At 42.5% G+C, this 16,906-nt stretch carries 8 protein-coding genes; all 8 read left to right on the forward strand.

All coding sequences use genetic code 11. The features are described from left to right. Window position 1: 1 nt before the first annotated feature. The 8 genes from JYB65_RS11220 to JYB65_RS11255 all read left to right on the forward strand — a co-directional run bounded on the left by JYB65_RS11220 (window position 2) and on the right by JYB65_RS11255 (window position 16,906). Window positions 2–739, forward strand: a complete 738-nt coding sequence (locus JYB65_RS11220) for a thioesterase II family protein (protein ID WP_206582773.1) — start codon at window positions 2–4, stop codon at window positions 737–739. Continuing rightward, window positions 736–4,203, forward strand: a complete 3,468-nt coding sequence (locus JYB65_RS11225; RefSeq protein WP_206582774.1) for a beta-ketoacyl synthase N-terminal-like domain-containing protein — start codon at window positions 736–738, stop codon at window positions 4,201–4,203. Before JYB65_RS11220 ends, JYB65_RS11225 begins: the two co-directional genes overlap by 4 nt. Window positions 4,204–4,211: 8 nt before the next feature. Further along, window positions 4,212–5,930, forward strand: coding sequence for a condensation domain-containing protein (locus JYB65_RS11230; protein ID WP_206582775.1), 1,719 nt, complete (start codon window positions 4,212–4,214; stop codon window positions 5,928–5,930). A gap of 19 nt (window positions 5,931–5,949) precedes the next feature. Beyond that, window positions 5,950–9,684, forward strand: a complete 3,735-nt coding sequence (locus JYB65_RS11235) for a condensation domain-containing protein (protein WP_206582776.1) — start codon at window positions 5,950–5,952, stop codon at window positions 9,682–9,684. 69 nt (window positions 9,685–9,753) lie between these two features. After that, window positions 9,754–13,059: an AMP-binding protein gene (locus JYB65_RS11240; protein ID WP_206582777.1), complete on the forward strand. Its 3,306-nt coding sequence runs from the start codon at window positions 9,754–9,756 to the stop codon at window positions 13,057–13,059. Continuing rightward, on the forward strand, window positions 13,056–14,612 hold the full coding sequence (locus tag JYB65_RS11245) for a condensation domain-containing protein (protein ID WP_206582778.1): 1,557 nt from the start codon (window positions 13,056–13,058) through the stop codon (window positions 14,610–14,612). The genes JYB65_RS11240 and JYB65_RS11245 overlap by 4 nt, the downstream gene beginning before the upstream one ends. Further along, window positions 14,587–16,173 carry an AMP-binding protein gene (locus tag JYB65_RS11250; protein WP_206582779.1) on the forward strand — a complete coding sequence of 529 codons (1,587 nt, stop codon included), beginning with the start codon at window positions 14,587–14,589 and terminating at the stop codon, window positions 16,171–16,173. Before JYB65_RS11245 ends, JYB65_RS11250 begins: the two co-directional genes overlap by 26 nt. Then, window positions 16,157–16,906, forward strand: a complete 750-nt coding sequence (locus JYB65_RS11255; RefSeq protein WP_206582780.1) for a thioesterase II family protein — start codon at window positions 16,157–16,159, stop codon at window positions 16,904–16,906. Before JYB65_RS11250 ends, JYB65_RS11255 begins: the two co-directional genes overlap by 17 nt.

The following is a 16,906-nucleotide window of genomic DNA, read 5'->3' on the forward strand; positions in this document are numbered from 1 at the left end:
TATGAAATGGATAAATCACTGTAAGGGTGCCGAAAAAGGAAAAATCAATATACTTTGCTTTCCTTATGCGGGAGCCGGTTCCGGATATTTTGCACGGTGGATTCGTTTTTTCGACGAACGTTTTAATATCCTGCCGGTACAGTACCCGATGAGAGATAACCGGATGACGGAGCCGATGCCGGATACCATTCAGGAATTAGCGAAACAATTCATAACGGAGAGTGAAGAATTATTTGAGGCGCCGTATGCGTTGTTCGGTCATTGTATGGGAAGCCATGTGGCCTATGAAGTGGGAATTGCGGCAAAAGAACACTATGGAGTTTCACCGGCTGCCGCTTTTCTTTCCTCCGCGGTTTCTCCCAGAAAGGTGAATATGATAAGCACAAAGGATTTGGAGCAGGACCAATTTTTAGCGCATTATGGGGTGAAGGAACTTGTGGAAAGCTGGGACGCAAATTACCGCAATTTTTTTCTCCCGATTCTGAGAGCGGATAGCTTAATGTGTGAAAATTACAGTCCAAAAGAGGTAAAGAAAATACCATGCAAGATATGCGTTTTATATGGAAACTCCGATTTGGAACTACAGCCGTTTTCTCAGGTACGTGACTGGGAAAATTATACCGATTATGGAATCGAGTATTTATCATACGAAGGAGATCATTTCTTTATTGATAGAGAACCGAAAAAGGTAGCGGATGACGTAATGGCATATCTGGAAAGAACGGTGATCATGAAATGAAAAGAGAAGAACGGATTTTTCGGGATACGGATATTGCCATTGTCGGCATGAATGGCAGGATGCCTCAAGCGAACGATTTAAATGAGTTCTGGCAGAACTTAATCAACGGAAGAGAGTGCATAACCAGAAAAGGGGAAGAAGACGGAAAATTTATTTATGCGCAAGGGCTGATGGACGGTGCGGAATATTTCGATCATGCGTTTTTTAATGTGAATGCATCCGATGCGCTCCATATCGATCCTCAGTACAGGTGCATTTTAGAGTGCGCATACCATACGTTAGAAGATGCCGGATATGGTAATCCGGACAGGGACTGCAGTATCGGCCTCTTTATTGGCGCAGATGAAACGTTCTATGTTTGGAATCATGTATTCGAAAAATTATTAAAAAATGAATCGGTTGACCGCATCGGGATGTTTTTAGAAAATACCCTTGCAAGCAGGATTGCCTATAATCTGAATCTGACAGGACCTGCTGTTGTGGTAAGAGCCGCTTGTGCTACCTCTATGGTTGCCGTACATATGGCAATTGAAAGCCTGCTCAATTTTGACTGCAATATGGCGCTGGCAGGCGGTGTCAATATCAAATGGTTAGAGTCGGGATACCCCATCGTAGAAGGGATGTCTTCCGCTTATGGTCAGCTAAGGGCTTACGATGCGATGGGAGACGGTTTCGTTCCGGGAAATGGTCTGGGACTGGTAGCGTTAAAGCGGCTGGACGATGCAATCGAAAGCAACGATCACATTTACGCCGTTATTACCGGCTCTGCAGTTGTGAATGACGGAAATCGAAAAGCAGGCTACCATGCGTCCAGTGTAGAAGGCGAGGCCGAAGCTATTATCCGGGCGATGGAAACAGCAGAGCGTTTTCCGGAAGATATCTGCTGTATTGAGGGTCACGGTACGGCGACACCATTGGGAGACAGTGTGGAAATAAGAGCAATCGATAAAGCCTATCAGTACATAAAGGAGGGGGACTATAGCTGTATATTGGGTTCCGTAAAATCCAATATAGGACATTTAAATACGGCAGCAGGGATTGCGGGCATCATGAAAAGTGTTTTAGCATTGAACCATGGGTATTTTCCGCCTTCTGTCAACTATGATTCGCCGAATCCGGAACTATTGAAAGTATCCGGCCGGTTAACCGTAACCGATCAAGCCTATCAATTGCCCGATGATAAATTGAACATAATCGGAGTAAGCTCATTCGGGTTCGGCGGAGTGAATGGCCATATCATCCTCGAAGAACCGCCGATGGAAGAGCCGGTAAAAAATAAAAATCCGTTTTATATTATACCGGTTACTGCAAAGACAGACGGAAGTTTAGCGGCAAACCAAAAAAATATCAGGCAGTTTATTTTGGAACATCCGGATGAGATTGAAAAGATATCATACGTATCATGGACTGGACGGGAACACTTTAGCTGCCGGGCGTTCTTTATATGCAGCGGCAGGGGAGAGATACTATACGAGTTTGACAGCAGAAAAGAGCTAAAACGAGATGGATTCGAACAAGCGGATGGGGAGGCACTAAGAGACGCGGTTTCCGTGGCAGAAGCATGGCTTGCAGGAAGGTTTCATGATGGGAAAACCCTTTTTAAAGACGTGCCATACAAAATAAGTTTGCCCGTTTATGCGTTTGAGCGGCATACATTCTTTATGCCGCAGCTGGACTTAAAAAATAGAAAAACACCGATTGGGATTGTGGATGCCTTTTCTGACAGCCGATTCGAATTGACAAAGTATTTAGCAAAACAGAAGAATATGGCATTGACGGTATTTGAAAAAAAGAAAGAGCCGGAGAAACCGATTGAATGGATAAAACCGAAAAATTTTTTACAAGTGATAACGGAGCTGGAGAATGACTACATAAGGAAAGAACAGCTGCATTTTCTTCACAGGGATCCGGAGGCGGAAGAGCAAATCAATCAGATGTGTCTCTTATGCCTCAAACGGTTTTGGCTGCAGACGGGTGTTTTTGAGGAGAAAACCACAAGGAACCTGTCTCAGGTGCTGGAAGAAATCGGTGTGGATGCATACTTCACTCACTTTGTAACGTTTATCATGGAGGCATCTCAGAAATATGGACTGGTGGAAATCGACGAAGAAACGATACGGTTAAAAAACGAAATGGAACAGGATATCGAACCGTTGATTCAGGATAAACTGGCTCAGATCAAAGCGGACTTGCCGGACGGTTATGGCTTGATGAAGCTCTTGGTGTACTGCTCGGAACACTATATGGAGGTGTTTCAAGGAGAAAAAACAGGGAGTGAAGTGCTGTATCCGAATGGAAGCTATGACATGCTGAAAGGAATCGAGCAAAATGGTACGGCGGAAGGAATCTACTGCAAGCTTGCAGCCGATATGGTAGATAAACTAATGCCGGAGTGTGAACAAACAATTCGCATTTTAGAAATAGGGGCCGGTACAGGCGAACTGACCGATCAGGTGTTAAGCAGAATTGGAAACCGAAAAATCAAATACTATTTTACCGATATCGGTGCGGCATTCCTAGCCATTTATAAAAAGAAACTATCTGCCGACCTGCTAGAGAAGGTGGAATTTTTAAAAGTTGATATAACAAGACCGCTGGTTGAACAGAAGATCGGCAGAGAAAGTATCGATATGATACTAGGGGTCAATGTCATTCAGGCAACGAATGATATCAAGCTGTCCATGAACAATCTGCTGGATATTTTGAAACCAAATGGATATCTTTGCATGGTACAGCTATACCGCATCCATGATTTACAGGAAATGATCTTTGGACTTTCCCCTGGCTGGTGGAATTATCGGGAGGATTCCTATAACCGCCGCATGCCTTATTTTACGCATCAAGGCTGGATTGATTTTTGGCGTGAATGCGGAATTGAACAAATAGAAACGTTTCCGCAAAAAGGGAAGGAAGACCAATCGAACGCCATGCTGCTTATCGGACAAAAGCCAAAAACAGAAGGTGGCTTATCCGAGAAATCAGCCTATGTCAGCGAAGGAATATCGGAAAGAAAACAAGAATTGCTTCGAAAAAACAACGATATTAAAATTTGTGAAGTGGCGGATTACTCGAAAGGCAGTATTCAAAAGATGAAGGAGGATTGGGAAAAACAATATCCGAAAGCTGAACTGCTATTGCCGGAAGGATACGAAGAGCAGGCGGAGGAAGAAGAAAACGGCAGTATATCGGCCCAACTCAGAAAGATCATATCGGACATACTGAATATGCCGGATATTTCCCCTCATTTTATAGAAGAATTTGATTCGTTGTCCCTGTTACTGCTTATCGCAGAAATTGAAAAAGAATTTGGCTATAAAATAGAAATTGAACAAATGTATCAATTTTCCGATATCCATGAACTGGCAGCGGAGATCCAGGATCATTCCGGCAAAGAAAAGACGGAGCAATCCGAAGAACTTATCACAGAAGAAGGCGATATCCGGTTGCTTTTTGAAGAACTGTAGGTGAAGAGATGAATTTATCAGAGAAAATTGCACAGTTACCACTGCACAAACAAAAGGAAATGCTGAAAAAGGTTCAGGAAAATGGACAGAAGTATAGGCTTTATACGCTCTCACCCCAGCAAAGCAGAATGTGGTTTTTATACCATCTGGATAAGGAAGATACGGGCTATATAAGCCGCTTCCGGTTCGTGATCGATACGAATTTTGAGAAAGAACTTTTAGATCGAGTGATGGGGAATCTGATCGAGCGTCATAAGATCATGAGGACAACGTATTTATCCATTGAAGGCATCCCTTTTCAAACATGGAACGACATCCCTTGCTTCTCGTCCAAATTTCTGGATGGACGCAGGATGAGTGAAGAAGAGCTTGACCGGTGCTGTTTGGATATGATTTATATTGATTCGGAGATCCCGGTAAAGGCATGGTATGTACAGCGTGAAAACGAAGTTTGGTACGTGCTCAATATCCATCATATCGCACATGACGGCTGGTCCATCGGAATCCTTCTAAAAGAATTTTATGAACAGTGCGAAGGCCTGCTGTCCGATGAAGTGAGGAAACCAGCAAGCATGGATTATGACTATTTTGATTATATAAAAGAACTGAAAGAGCGGAAGACACTTATTCGCAGCCGGGAGAAAATGGCGTACTGGAAGACTTATTTGGACGGACATTTAACCGGAATCCCTTTGGAAAAAAAAGAAAATCCTGAACATATCGCCGAAAACGTGTATGTTCTGCCAAATAAAGAAATAGAGCACCACATACATGATTTTGCAAAAAGAAATAAGACCAGTACCTATAACGTATTATTATCCGTTTTGCTATATCTGCTGGAAATTTATAATGACGGAGAAAACGTGAACGTAGGAATGCCGGTATTAAACAGGGAATCCGCCAATCAGTTAAATACGGTGGGCTATTTCTCCAATACGGTTGTAATCAAATCGGGCGTTCAAGATATAAAAAACTATGGGGACTATTTACGGCGTATTACAGATCAGATGGTCAGCCATTTAGAGAACGCCAATATTCCTTTTGAATGGATAGTGGATGAACTAAATGTACCTAGACTTATTGATCATAATCCGCTGTTTAATATGATGTTTTCCATGCAGGGCAAAAACTTAATGAAAAACGGGATGGGAGAATGCAAAAAGATTCAACATCATTCTTTTCGTTTTTCCCCTTACTATTCCAGATACCGAACGACCAATTTTGCTCTTATGCTGACGGTGGTGGAAACAACAGATGGAATTTCCATGGGATTCAGTTATGCACGGGAGTACTTTACCAAATCTGACATGATACAAATGAGGGATGACTATGTTGAATTATTAAATTTGGTTTTAAACGGTGCAGACATTTTCAGGGAGGAATACCGCAGCCGGTTTGTTCAGCGTTTCAGGAAAAGAACATGTTCTGAAAATCTGATTTCGGAACATAACGTGACGGACAGGCTGGAAACGGAAAACGAAATTACGGAACTATGGGCAGATATTTTAGGGCACCGCCAATTTTCGGTGACACAGCCGTTTTTCAATGTCGGAGGGAACTCCATCAATTCTTTTCAGCTGCTTAAAAAGTTAAATGACAAGTATGATGCTTCCGTTAAAATGGCGCATCTGTTTGAATACACAACGATTCGTCAGATCGCAGAGTATATCAGCTCTAAAAATGGAAACCGCAAAGAAGACAGTTCCGTACAGATTCATATGTTTTAAATACAAAAGGAGTGCTCACATGAGAGATTGGGAAGATATCGCAGTGATTGGAATGGCCGGCGTATTTCCGGAAGCCGATGATATAGAGACGTATTGCAACAACTTGAGAAGGAAAAAGGATAGTATCCGAAGTGCGCCTAAATCCAGGCTCAAATTGTTAGGGTTAGACGAGAATGAAGACTATCTTGAATGCGGTTATGTGGAAGGAATCGATCTTTTTGATTACGAATTCTTTGGCTTTAGTAAAGGGGAAGCGGTGCTTATGGATCCGCAGAAACGAATGGCCATGATGCTGGCTTGCCAGGCATTTGAACACGCCGGGTACAGCCTTGACAAGATCAAGGGAACAAGAACCGCTGTCATTTTATCCGCGGGTAACAGCGGGTATCAGGAGTATTTATCCGAAGAAAATGCAAGCGTCGCTCAAATGGGAAACAATCCCGGAATGATAGCGGGGAATATTGCTTATCTGCTGGACTTAAGAGCAAAAGCCTATATGATTGATGCCACCTGTGCGTCTTCTCTGCTGGCCGTTTACCAAGCGTGCGGAGAACTGATCCAGGATGAAGCCGATATGGCTTTGGCAGGAGGTGTTTCACTGATCGTGAGGCCAAAAGCCAAAAGGGAAATGGATCATGGCGCAACCGGAGTGGTGTCAAAAGATATGCGGAGCAAAGCCTTTGATGAAGAGGCGAACGGCACAGGAATCGGAGAAGGGGCAGGCTTTGTAGTGTTAAAAAAATTGCGGCATGCCATTAAAGATAAAGATGGTATTTATGCCGTGATAAAAGGCGGAGCCGTCAATCATAGCGGAGCCCGGTCCAATAGTATGGCTGCGCCCAGCCCGGCAGGGCAGAAGGAAGTTGTCGAAACGGCATGGGATCGTTTGTTGAAATCCGGTCAGTTTCCTGAAATGATAGAAGCACACGGAACCGGTACTAAAATCGGTGATCCGATCGAAATAGAGGGACTGACGAATGTGTTCGGCATAAAAAAGGCAGCTCCGGTATACATTACAGCTGCTAAAACGAATATCGGGCATTTGGGAATGGCAGCAGGCGCAGCCTCCTTTATAAAGACGGTATTAAGTGTATATCATCATGAAATGTATCCGTTAGTTCATTTTAAAAAGGGAAATACCCTGATTGATTGGAACCGGACACCTATTACTCCCCTGGCGGAAATGCGGCAGTTTCAAGAACCGGTACCCCGGGCCGGGGTAACCGCATTAGGACTAAGCGGAACCAATGTACATATTCTTCTGGAGGGATGGAATAAACCGGAGGAACGCAATACCGATCAAAAACATATTTTTACATTGAGTGCCAGAAAAGAGCCTTTGCTGAAGGAATATGCGGCGGATATGGCTGCGTTTTTAAAGGAAAATCCGGCGGTAAAAGAAGAGGCTATCGCGCAGACGCTTACGCTGGGAAGAGTCCACTATCCGTATCGGGTGTCGGTAGTATATAGGGACAAAGAAGAGCTAGCAGAGCAGTTAAAAAAAGTTGTGGTTAAGCATGTTCCAGCCGCTCCCAAGCTGTATGTTGTTTGCAGCGGCCTGCGGGACGGCGAGCATGCACTATGGAAAAAGTGGAACATTGTCAGGAAGATCGGGCACGAAGAGGGGACCGCTGAGGAGCAGTACGCCTATTTTTATGACCGACTAAAAAGGTTTACAGATGAATTAGGCATTCAAATGGACGGTATCATAGGGGGTCAAGGCGGAAATATAGCGGCAAGGGTATGGTCTGCAAAAGAGAATTTGCAGGAGATCAGTCGGGAGTTTGCGAAACTTGAAGCCCTTCCGTTAGACAAACCTAGCGTTCATCAATATTTGGAACAATTGGACAAGCCCGATATCGTCTATGTAGTGTTAGAAGCGGAAGGCGAACTATTCGATATGGTAAGCCGTAAAGTTGATCCAGACCGAATGGTAATGGCATCGGATGAAGAAGAGTTTCTTTCTGCACTCTATTTAAAAGGCGTGAACTTTCATTGGGAGAAGTATTACAAGCAGCTTGTTTCAAAAGTTCCTTTACCGGCGACTCCGTTTGAACGAATCTCTTGCTGGCCCCAAATAAAGAGCAAAGCCAACCATACGGTGCTCCACGATAGGGAGGCCGCCGCAGAGGCGATAACCGAGCTTTCCCTTGAGGATTCGCTTAAAAAGATATGGTCAAGGTGCTTAGGTCTGAAGGAGATTCATCCGGAAGAGGACTTTTTCGAGTTAGGAGGAAATTCCATCGTCGGGATAAAGCTGGTGCAGTCGATTAACAGTTTGTATGGGGATGTATTTGAAATGGACGATCTGTACAGCTATTCTACTATCGCGGAGATGGCGGAGCATATTGTTTCAGAACGGCAGAAAAAGGGTCTTCAAACAGCTGATAAATATACCCTTACCCCATTGACGCCTCGTGCGTATTATGAGTTGTCCGATGCGCAGGAGAGAATGTGGCTCATGAACAGTATTGCAGAGGACAAAACAGAATACAATATGCCATCCACGATGATTATTAAAGGAAGTCTTGACATAGAGAAGTTTAAAACTGCTTTTCAGCGCATTGCCGATACCCATGAAGCTTTCCGGACGACCTTTCATTCTATCAACGGAAAACCGGTGCAGAAGATTCACGACCATATTGATTTGAATGTGGCGGTTTTGGAGCTCTCCGAGACGGAGGCGGCAACGTATAAAAGAACCTTTATACAAGAATTTGATTTGGAAAAAGCACCGCTTATTCGGATCTCTATTATTAAAATTCATTCAAAATTGTATTGGGTGTTGATGGACATGCATCATATTATTTCAGACGGGACGTCGATGGGCATTATCAGCGGTGATTTTTGGAAGGTGTATATGGGGGGCCATTTAGAAACTAATACCGTGGATTATAAAGATTTCGCTTATTGGCAGAGAAATTATGCTAAAACAGAGATTAAAAAGAAGCAGGATCTTTATTGGAAGAACGAGTTTGAGGGCTTTATTCAGAAAGATGCGATGCTCCCTAAAGATTTCAGTCGTCCCGCTAAACGGGATAATGACGGAGAACTTCTTCAATTCCGAATAGAAGCTTCACAAATAAGCGGCTTGCGCAATTTGACAAAGAAATGCAAAGTGACGTTGAATACGATTTTGTTATCTTTTTATTACATTACGTTATTGAAGAGCAGCTATACGGATGAATTTGTGGTAGGGGTTCCTGTTACAGGAAGACGCAATGCCCAGATGGAACACATCGTTGGAATGTTTGTCAATATGCTGCCGATCAGAATGAACGTAACCGGGGATAAAAGCTATCAGGCGTTTTTAGAAGAACTGCAAGGTAAACTGATCGGAGCCTATCATAATCAAGATACGCAGTTTAATGAATTGGTGGACATCTTGAACATAAAGCGGCAGGCCAATCAAAATCCGATTTTTGACAGTGTATTTGTTCTGCAGGAATTGCAGATGCCTGCAGAAACCTTGGAAGACACCGAATTTCAATATATCAATGAAGATAAAACTGCTAAATTTGATATGGTATTTTCCGGTTATCATGACAAGGATGACATCGTCTTTAGTATCCGGTATTGGAAAAAATTATTTAAGCAAGAGACGATCCATCGTATGATAAAACTCTATTTGTCCATTCTGCGTGATGTTTTGGAAAATGACCAAAAAAAGATTTCTGAATTGGGAATGGATTATTGTGATACGGAAAAACAGCAAACGGATGCAGTGTTATCCGGATTTCAATTTTTCTTTTAATCCGCAGCTGGTAAGAGCTATAAGCGGAAAGAAGAGCGGATGAAAGCAACCGGAAAGGGAGTAAAGTAAATGAAAAGTCTATATGAACAAAAGATCATGTTGTCAACCGGAGCCTATAAGGAGTGTGAAGAATACTGGACGGCGTATATACAAAAATCGTTTTTGAATAACTGCATCGCTCCGTTTAAATCCTGCCGGTCCATGCTGGGGCAGGAACGTAAATTTCTGGACATAAAAAAAGAACTGAGTATTCAGGATACGGAATGGATCAAAAGAGGAACCAATGATGCCGATTTTGGAATAAAACTGCTCTTCGGAAGTCTGTTGCTTTGTTTGGCGGCAGTCTACAATGGGGAACGGCTGGCCTATGTTGGCGTAGGTGCCGAAAAAGGAAATGAACATACCGATCACTATCCTGTTAAATATGAAATAAAGAGAAATCAGCCCTTTATCGAGCTGTTAGGAGAAGTAAAAGAACAGGCCGTAAACAGTCTAAACTATGCAAATTGTCCATTGGACGCGATTCTTAATAAGCTCTATGCGCCGGAGCTATGGGGCGGATATAACCTATTTTTTGATCTATACGACCATTACGTGGAGCGTCAGGTTCTGGATGCGGATTTGATCTTTTTATATGAAAGAACCAATGAATCCGGTATGCTACGGCTGAAATATAATGAACAGATCTACTCCCGGGAAGAATGCGAAAGCATTTTATCCGGGTTGATAGCTGCACTTAGGAGTATAGAAACCAACATCAATATTCCGATCTGCGATTTGAGTTTTTTATCCTGTGACGAAAAAGAGCGTGTATTGCATCAATTCAACAAGAACATTCAGCCGCTGCCGGGCAAAGGTTTTATTGAAATGTTTAAGGAGACCGTTTGCAAATATCCGGAACATATTGCCATAGAAGAGCAGGGAAAGAGCATGACCTATGCGGCGTTAGATTCGGAGAGTGACCGGTTGGCTGGTTTGATTCGACGGATCTATGAAGAAAATGGATTAAGAGATGTAGTCATTCTTCTGGAAAATTCCATCCTGCAATTCATTGCAGTCCTCAGTGTGATCAAAGCAGGATTAGTCTATATTCCGTTGGATTCGGAATTGCCTTTGGAACGGATTCAGCACATTATCAAGGATTCGAACGCAGGGCTGTTGATTTCATCCAAACGCCATGTGGGTACGATGAACCGGCTTCAATGGATGTGTGACAGCCTCCGGTATATCTTTTGCATGGATAGTCACAACCTGTGCGAAGAAAATGAGGCGGATAATCGGTTGATGAATAAGCAATTATGGGAATATGTAGGAGAACGCGCTTATGATGAAGTGTCCGGAGGCGGCTGGAAGAATAGTTATTCCGGGGAAGACCTTAGTGCTGCGGAGATGAATGAATATGGCGACAACGCATTGCAGAAGCTGAAACCCTATTTATGTGATTCCTCTAAAGTCCTTGAAATCGGCTGCGCGTCAGGAATCACGATGTTTCGGATTGCACCGTTTGTCGGCAAATACTATGGAATTGATCTTTCAGAAAGCATCCTGAAAAAAAATCAAGCCTATATAAAAGAGAAGAAAATACAAAATATCGTATTGAAATATTGCCGGGCGGATCAGCTCAAACAACTGGAAGAAGACTCGTTTGATATCATCATTTTGAACAGCGTGATTCAATGCTTTAACGGATACAATTACTTGAAACAGGTGATAAAAGATATCATCGAAGCGGCGAATGACAAGGCCTTGATTTTCCTTGGTGATTTGATGGATTTAGACTTGCGCGAAGAACTGATAGCGGATTTTCGCGGCTATGCGTCTTTGCATAACGATAAGAATACAAAGACCGATTGGTCGGAAGAATTGTTCATTTCCCGTGCTTTTTTAGAGGAACTGCAAGCCGAGTTTCCGGCGATAGCCGAGGTGGAGTTCTCCTCCAAAATACATACGATTGAAAATGAGCTGACACGTTTTCGGTATGATGCGTTGATTCATATCAATAAAGACGGCCGGAGCACAAGAAAAAAGACTCGGCTACAGTTAGCCATGGGTAACTTAAATAATGTGACAGAAACCGGTTTGGACGTTGCATACCATCCAAATCAATCCGTATATAAGGTGTATACCTCCGGTACGACCGGAAAACCAAAAGGCGTTATGATTTCCCATGGAGGGCTTGAACACTTATGCCTGAAGACGGTAGAAATGTTTAAGTTTGACTGTTCAAGTACGATGACTAGGTATGCCAGTTTCGGATTTGATGCCGCTGTTTGGGAGATGCTCCCACCGCTGACAGCAGGCACTAAAATCAATATTATACCCCGCGATATACGATATGATATGGAACAGTTAGCAACCTATATGGAAGCAAACGGAATTACACATACCTTCTTACCGACTCAAATCTATGAAAAATTTATGAGATATTCCCCGACAGGACTGAAGTGTGTGCTGACCGGAGGCGACAAATTAACAAAATTCAGACCGGCTGACTACACCGTCTATAACAATTATGGACCGGCTGAGATGACCGTATTTGTAACCACTTATGAATTGGAGAAAAACCTGCCTAGAATTCCAATCGGCAAACCGATAGCGGATACGAGAATTTATATTGTGGATGAAGAGGGGAACCTGCTCCCAACCGGTGCAAAAGGTGAAATCTGCTGTGCCGGACATGGGATCGCGTTAGGGTATGCCAATGATAAAGAACTGACCGAACGGAAATTCAGCATTCTTCGTGAAACAGGTGAAAAAATATACCGGACAGGGGATTTGGGAAGGGTTCTTTTGGATGGAAACATCCTATTTGAGGGCCGGGCGGACAATCAAGTGAAAATACGGGGAAACCGTATCGAAATAGAAGAAGTGGAGCTCGCGCTGCTTAAAAATCCTTATATAAAAGAAGTGGTGGTAGATGTACGAAATGATCACGCAGGCGACAAGATCCTGTGTGCGTGGTACACCTCCGAATACAAAATGGATAAAGAATATCTCGACAATTTCCTGCTGAAAAATATCCCGGTATATATGCTGCCGCAATATTATGTAAAGCTGAATGAAATCCCGCTCAATCAGAACGGGAAATATCATAAATCGGTACTGACCATCCCGGATTACTTGGACAAAAAGGAGAAGAAGGAGTTTCCAGCTACGAATTTGGAAAAAGAAGTGGCGCAGATATGGGAAAACGTATTGGGAATTACGCCGATCGGCTTGGATGATAACTTTTTTGATTTAGGAGGGAACTCCCTTAAAAGTGTCAATTTAATAACGGACCTGAAAGGGGTTCTGACGATTGATTTGGCTGACATATTCCAGCATCCGACGATACGGGAAATGACCCAAATAGAGGAGACTAGGAGAGCGGGATGATGAATGAAATGTTAGAATTATTCAGGCAGATTTGCAATAACCGGGATCTGAAAAAAGAAGACAATTTTTTTGTTGCAGGCGGCGATTCCATGAAAGCCGGACGTATTATCAGTATTCTGCAGGAAAGGTATCAGGCGGAACTATCCTATCCGGATATTTTTACAAGCACTACCATTCAGGAGATCATCGATAAAATTAAAACGAAAGATTCTGAAATCCCTACCGTATCACTGGCGCATTATGCAGGCAAAAAGATTCCGCTGACCATACAGCAAAAGGAAATTTTAGCGCATGACATCCTTTATAAAACGAATGCTTTTAAAATTATCGCTTCGGTTGATATTCACGGAGAAGTAAACGAGAAAAGATTGAAGCAATCCATTCGTGATGTGATCGAAAGCTATCTGTTATTCAGCACTCAAATACAAATAGAAACAGATCTCTACAATTGTGTGGCAGAAGACAAGGTTCGTTTTTTATGGAGAGACGGAGACGCAAACGATCAAGACATTCAATTATGGTTAAACGAGGTGATCGGTATTGAACCGGACCGGTATAAAGTAGTCTTCTATCATAAAGAATCAAGCTTACAGGAAAGCCGGCTTTTTATCGGGCTTCATCATATATGGGGAGATGAAAGCACTGCAAAAATAGTGCTGGATGGAATCTGGAACCGGTACAGAGCATATACCGGCCAAGATTACGTGGACCGCTTACCTCCCTCTTTTGCCTATCAGCAGTTTAGTATCCTGCAGCAGAATGAAGAGAAGGAACCGTATATGGCGTTTTGGAATAAAAAATTAGCGGAGGCCACCAATATAAGTTCACTGAAAATCATGCACAATGAGGATACCGGAGCGTTTCAAGAACCGGAATATGTCGAACTTCAGATTACAGAAGACGAAGGGCGGCAGTTACACCGTATGGCAAAAGAATGCGGAAGTTCTCTCTACAGTATTTTTTTAAGTCTCTATAAGCTTCTTATTTATGAAATTACAAATAAAAACGATGTGTTGATTGGTTTTCCAATACGCGCAGGAGCAAAGTCGGGAGCAAGTACGGAGCCGGGACTATATGTGAGTCAGAGTATCTCGACAACTGCTGTCGATGAAAAAGAATCGATATTTCATTTTGTTAAAAGGAACCAACAGGAAATTTTTGAAAATATTGAGTTCTCTGTGTTCCCCTTTGGATATATAGCCGAAATGATTGACAACGATAAAGCGTGGAAGGAATTGCCTCATAAAATTCATTTTAATTACATTGAAGAAGAATACGAAGATCGCGTATCGGAAGATCTTATTGTAAACAATCTGAATTTCCTTAAACAGCAGCAACTCAGCGATTTTGAATTGATTATCGGAAAGAAGGACAGCCAGTTCCGAGCCAGCTTTGTTTATAAGAAGGGGAAATTTGAAACGGGTTATGTTCAACATATACGAACTTCCTTTGAGAGGATGTTATACCGGTTCTTGGCGTTCTCTTTAGAGAAAACAATAGGGGAGTTTATAAGAAAGGAGGAGGAATTTGAATACGAAGAGTTTGACCTATAACCGTGTAACGGAGCGGTTTCATGAAATGGTTGAGGCCTATCCCGACTATCCTGCTGCTGTCTGGAAGTCGACATCCTATACCTATAGTCAGATCAATGCCTACTCCAATACCGTTGCAAAAAGATTGTTTGAACTGGGAGCCGTTAGTGGTTCGGCAGTGGGCGTATATTCCGGCAGAAATCTCTATTTTTTGATTGCAATAGTAGGTATTCTAAAAGCCGGATGCTATTATGTACCCTTAAGTGATGAAGAGAGTAAAGTTAAAATTCTGCATTGCTTGGCGGATTCGGATATTCAATATGTTTGTATGTGTTCTGCGGATAAAAAGGATATATTTCAGGATGAAGGAGCACTTTTGTTTATGCAGGAGTGCTTCGTGGAAGATGATGAAAATATCTGCTGTGACAATCAAAATGAGCTGATATACAGGATGTACACGTCAGGAACGACCGGATTTCCGAAAGGCTGTTCCATCACACACAAAAATGTGTTGAATTTTACCCTGAATCAATTGTTTACAAACTTTTCTCCGGAACTTACTATTTTGCAGATGGGTTCACCGGCCTTTGATGCTTGTACCTATGAAATATGGTGCCCGGTATTGTGGGGTGGAAAAGTTGTATTTTTGGATAAAGAAGAAATATTAGATCCGGAGCGGCTAAAAAGTGCGATTGATGAGTTTGGCATAACCGATATGTTCATCACTACAAGTTTATTTAATCAAATGAGTGAAATGGAACCTGAAATTTTCAGAAATCTGCATTGCTTAATCGTAGGCGGGAGTATCGCCAGTGTGAAACATCTGAAAAAGGTGTACATTACCTGCCCCTCCTTAAGACTTTTTAATGCGTATGGTCCAACTGAAAATACGGTATATACAACAATACATGAAATCAACGCAAAGGACTTCGAAAGAGTACGAATGCCAATAGGAAAAGCCTTAGAAAATGTAAAATTATTGGTTATGGATGAACATCATCATCCTGTAGAAAAAGGGGACCCCGGTGAATTATGTATCGGAGGCTTCAGTCTGGGCCAAGGATATCATAGAAGAGAGGAATTGAATCGGGAACGTTTCTTTTTCTACGAAGGAGAAAAATATTATAAATCCGGCGATCTTGTAGCGGAGTTTGAGGATGGGATTTATGACTTTATTGACAGAAAAGATAATCAAATAAAATTAAATGGTTTTCGAGTGGAGATCAGCGAAATCGAAATCGGGCTCAATGGGATCACAGGCGTCCAGGAAGCGGTGGTATTTCCTCAAAAAAGAAACGAAACCTTTTTATTGACGGCTTATTATACCTCCGCATCATACCTCAGTACGCACTATTTACGAACAGAGGCTTCCAACGTTTTGGCGGATTATATGGTACCCGACAAGTGGGTGAAGGTTCAGAAAATACCGTTGAACTCAAATGGAAAAGTAGATTTTCAGAAATTGAATGAAATGGAAAAGGAAATGAATGAAAGAGCCGGGGAAGGAAGCACACCAGAAGATGAAGCGGAAGCCTTATTCAACGGTATACTTGAGGAATTAGCAGATGGAGAGAAAAAATAGCAGATGGTTTAAATATAGCGGAAAAGGATCGCCTCAAGGCGGACTTCAATTGTTTTGTTTTCCGCATGCAGGAGGAAGTGCGCGGTTATATAAGGATTGGGCGCAGATTGCCGAACCGGAAATCAATGTATTCCCGATTCAATTGCCCATGCGTGAAAACAGGTATAGCGAGAAATTGCCGGATCGCATCGAAGCGGTTGTCGATGAATTTCTACAGGAAAATCAAGAATTGTTTCAAGAAAACTATGCGGTTTTTGGTCATAGTTTAGGAGCCATTTTTGCGTTGGAATTAGTCTATGCATTACAGCAAAGAAAGGCACGACCTTGCACCTGTTTGTTTGTATCTGGGACCAGCTACCCAAAAGATAAGAAAGTGACAGCGCCTTTCGATGAGGAAGAAATACGGGAAAAGTTATATCTTTTGGGGGATGCTGATCGAGAATTGTATAGCAGCGAACTCTTTATGCAATATTATTTGCCGGTCATATCAAAGGATCTGAGTTTGTTCAGCAATTATGAGTGGAAATACGGAGAAGAAAAATTGAAGTGCCCGCTGTATCTGTTTGGGGCAAAACAGGATGACAGTATATCCATCGGGAAAATGCGTACATGGGAAAACAGCAGTTCTGACTATCTTGGAGAAACCTTTTTTGACGGGGGACATTTCTATTTGACAGACCATCAGCAGGAGATGCTGCAGATTATAAAAACGGTATGCAGAGGCTGCAAATGA

It is taken from the genome of Clostridium aminobutyricum (assembly GCF_017255415.1).
Lineage (GTDB): Bacteria > Bacillota > Clostridia > Peptostreptococcales > Anaerovoracaceae > Aminipila > Aminipila aminobutyrica.

Coding starts and splice junctions, on each gene's coding strand:
- JYB65_RS11220 (WP_206582773.1), top strand. CDS start 2: ATGAAATGGATAAATCACTGTAAGGGTGCCGAAAAAGGAAAAATCAAT.
- JYB65_RS11225 (WP_206582774.1), top strand. CDS start 736: ATGAAAAGAGAAGAACGGATTTTTCGGGATACGGATATTGCCATTGTC.
- JYB65_RS11230 (WP_206582775.1), top strand. CDS start 4,212: ATGAATTTATCAGAGAAAATTGCACAGTTACCACTGCACAAACAAAAG.
- JYB65_RS11235 (WP_206582776.1), top strand. CDS start 5,950: ATGAGAGATTGGGAAGATATCGCAGTGATTGGAATGGCCGGCGTATTT.
- JYB65_RS11240 (WP_206582777.1), top strand. CDS start 9,754: ATGAAAAGTCTATATGAACAAAAGATCATGTTGTCAACCGGAGCCTAT.
- JYB65_RS11245 (WP_206582778.1), top strand. CDS start 13,056: ATGATGAATGAAATGTTAGAATTATTCAGGCAGATTTGCAATAACCGG.
- JYB65_RS11255 (WP_206582780.1), top strand. CDS start 16,157: ATGGAGAGAAAAAATAGCAGATGGTTTAAATATAGCGGAAAAGGATCG.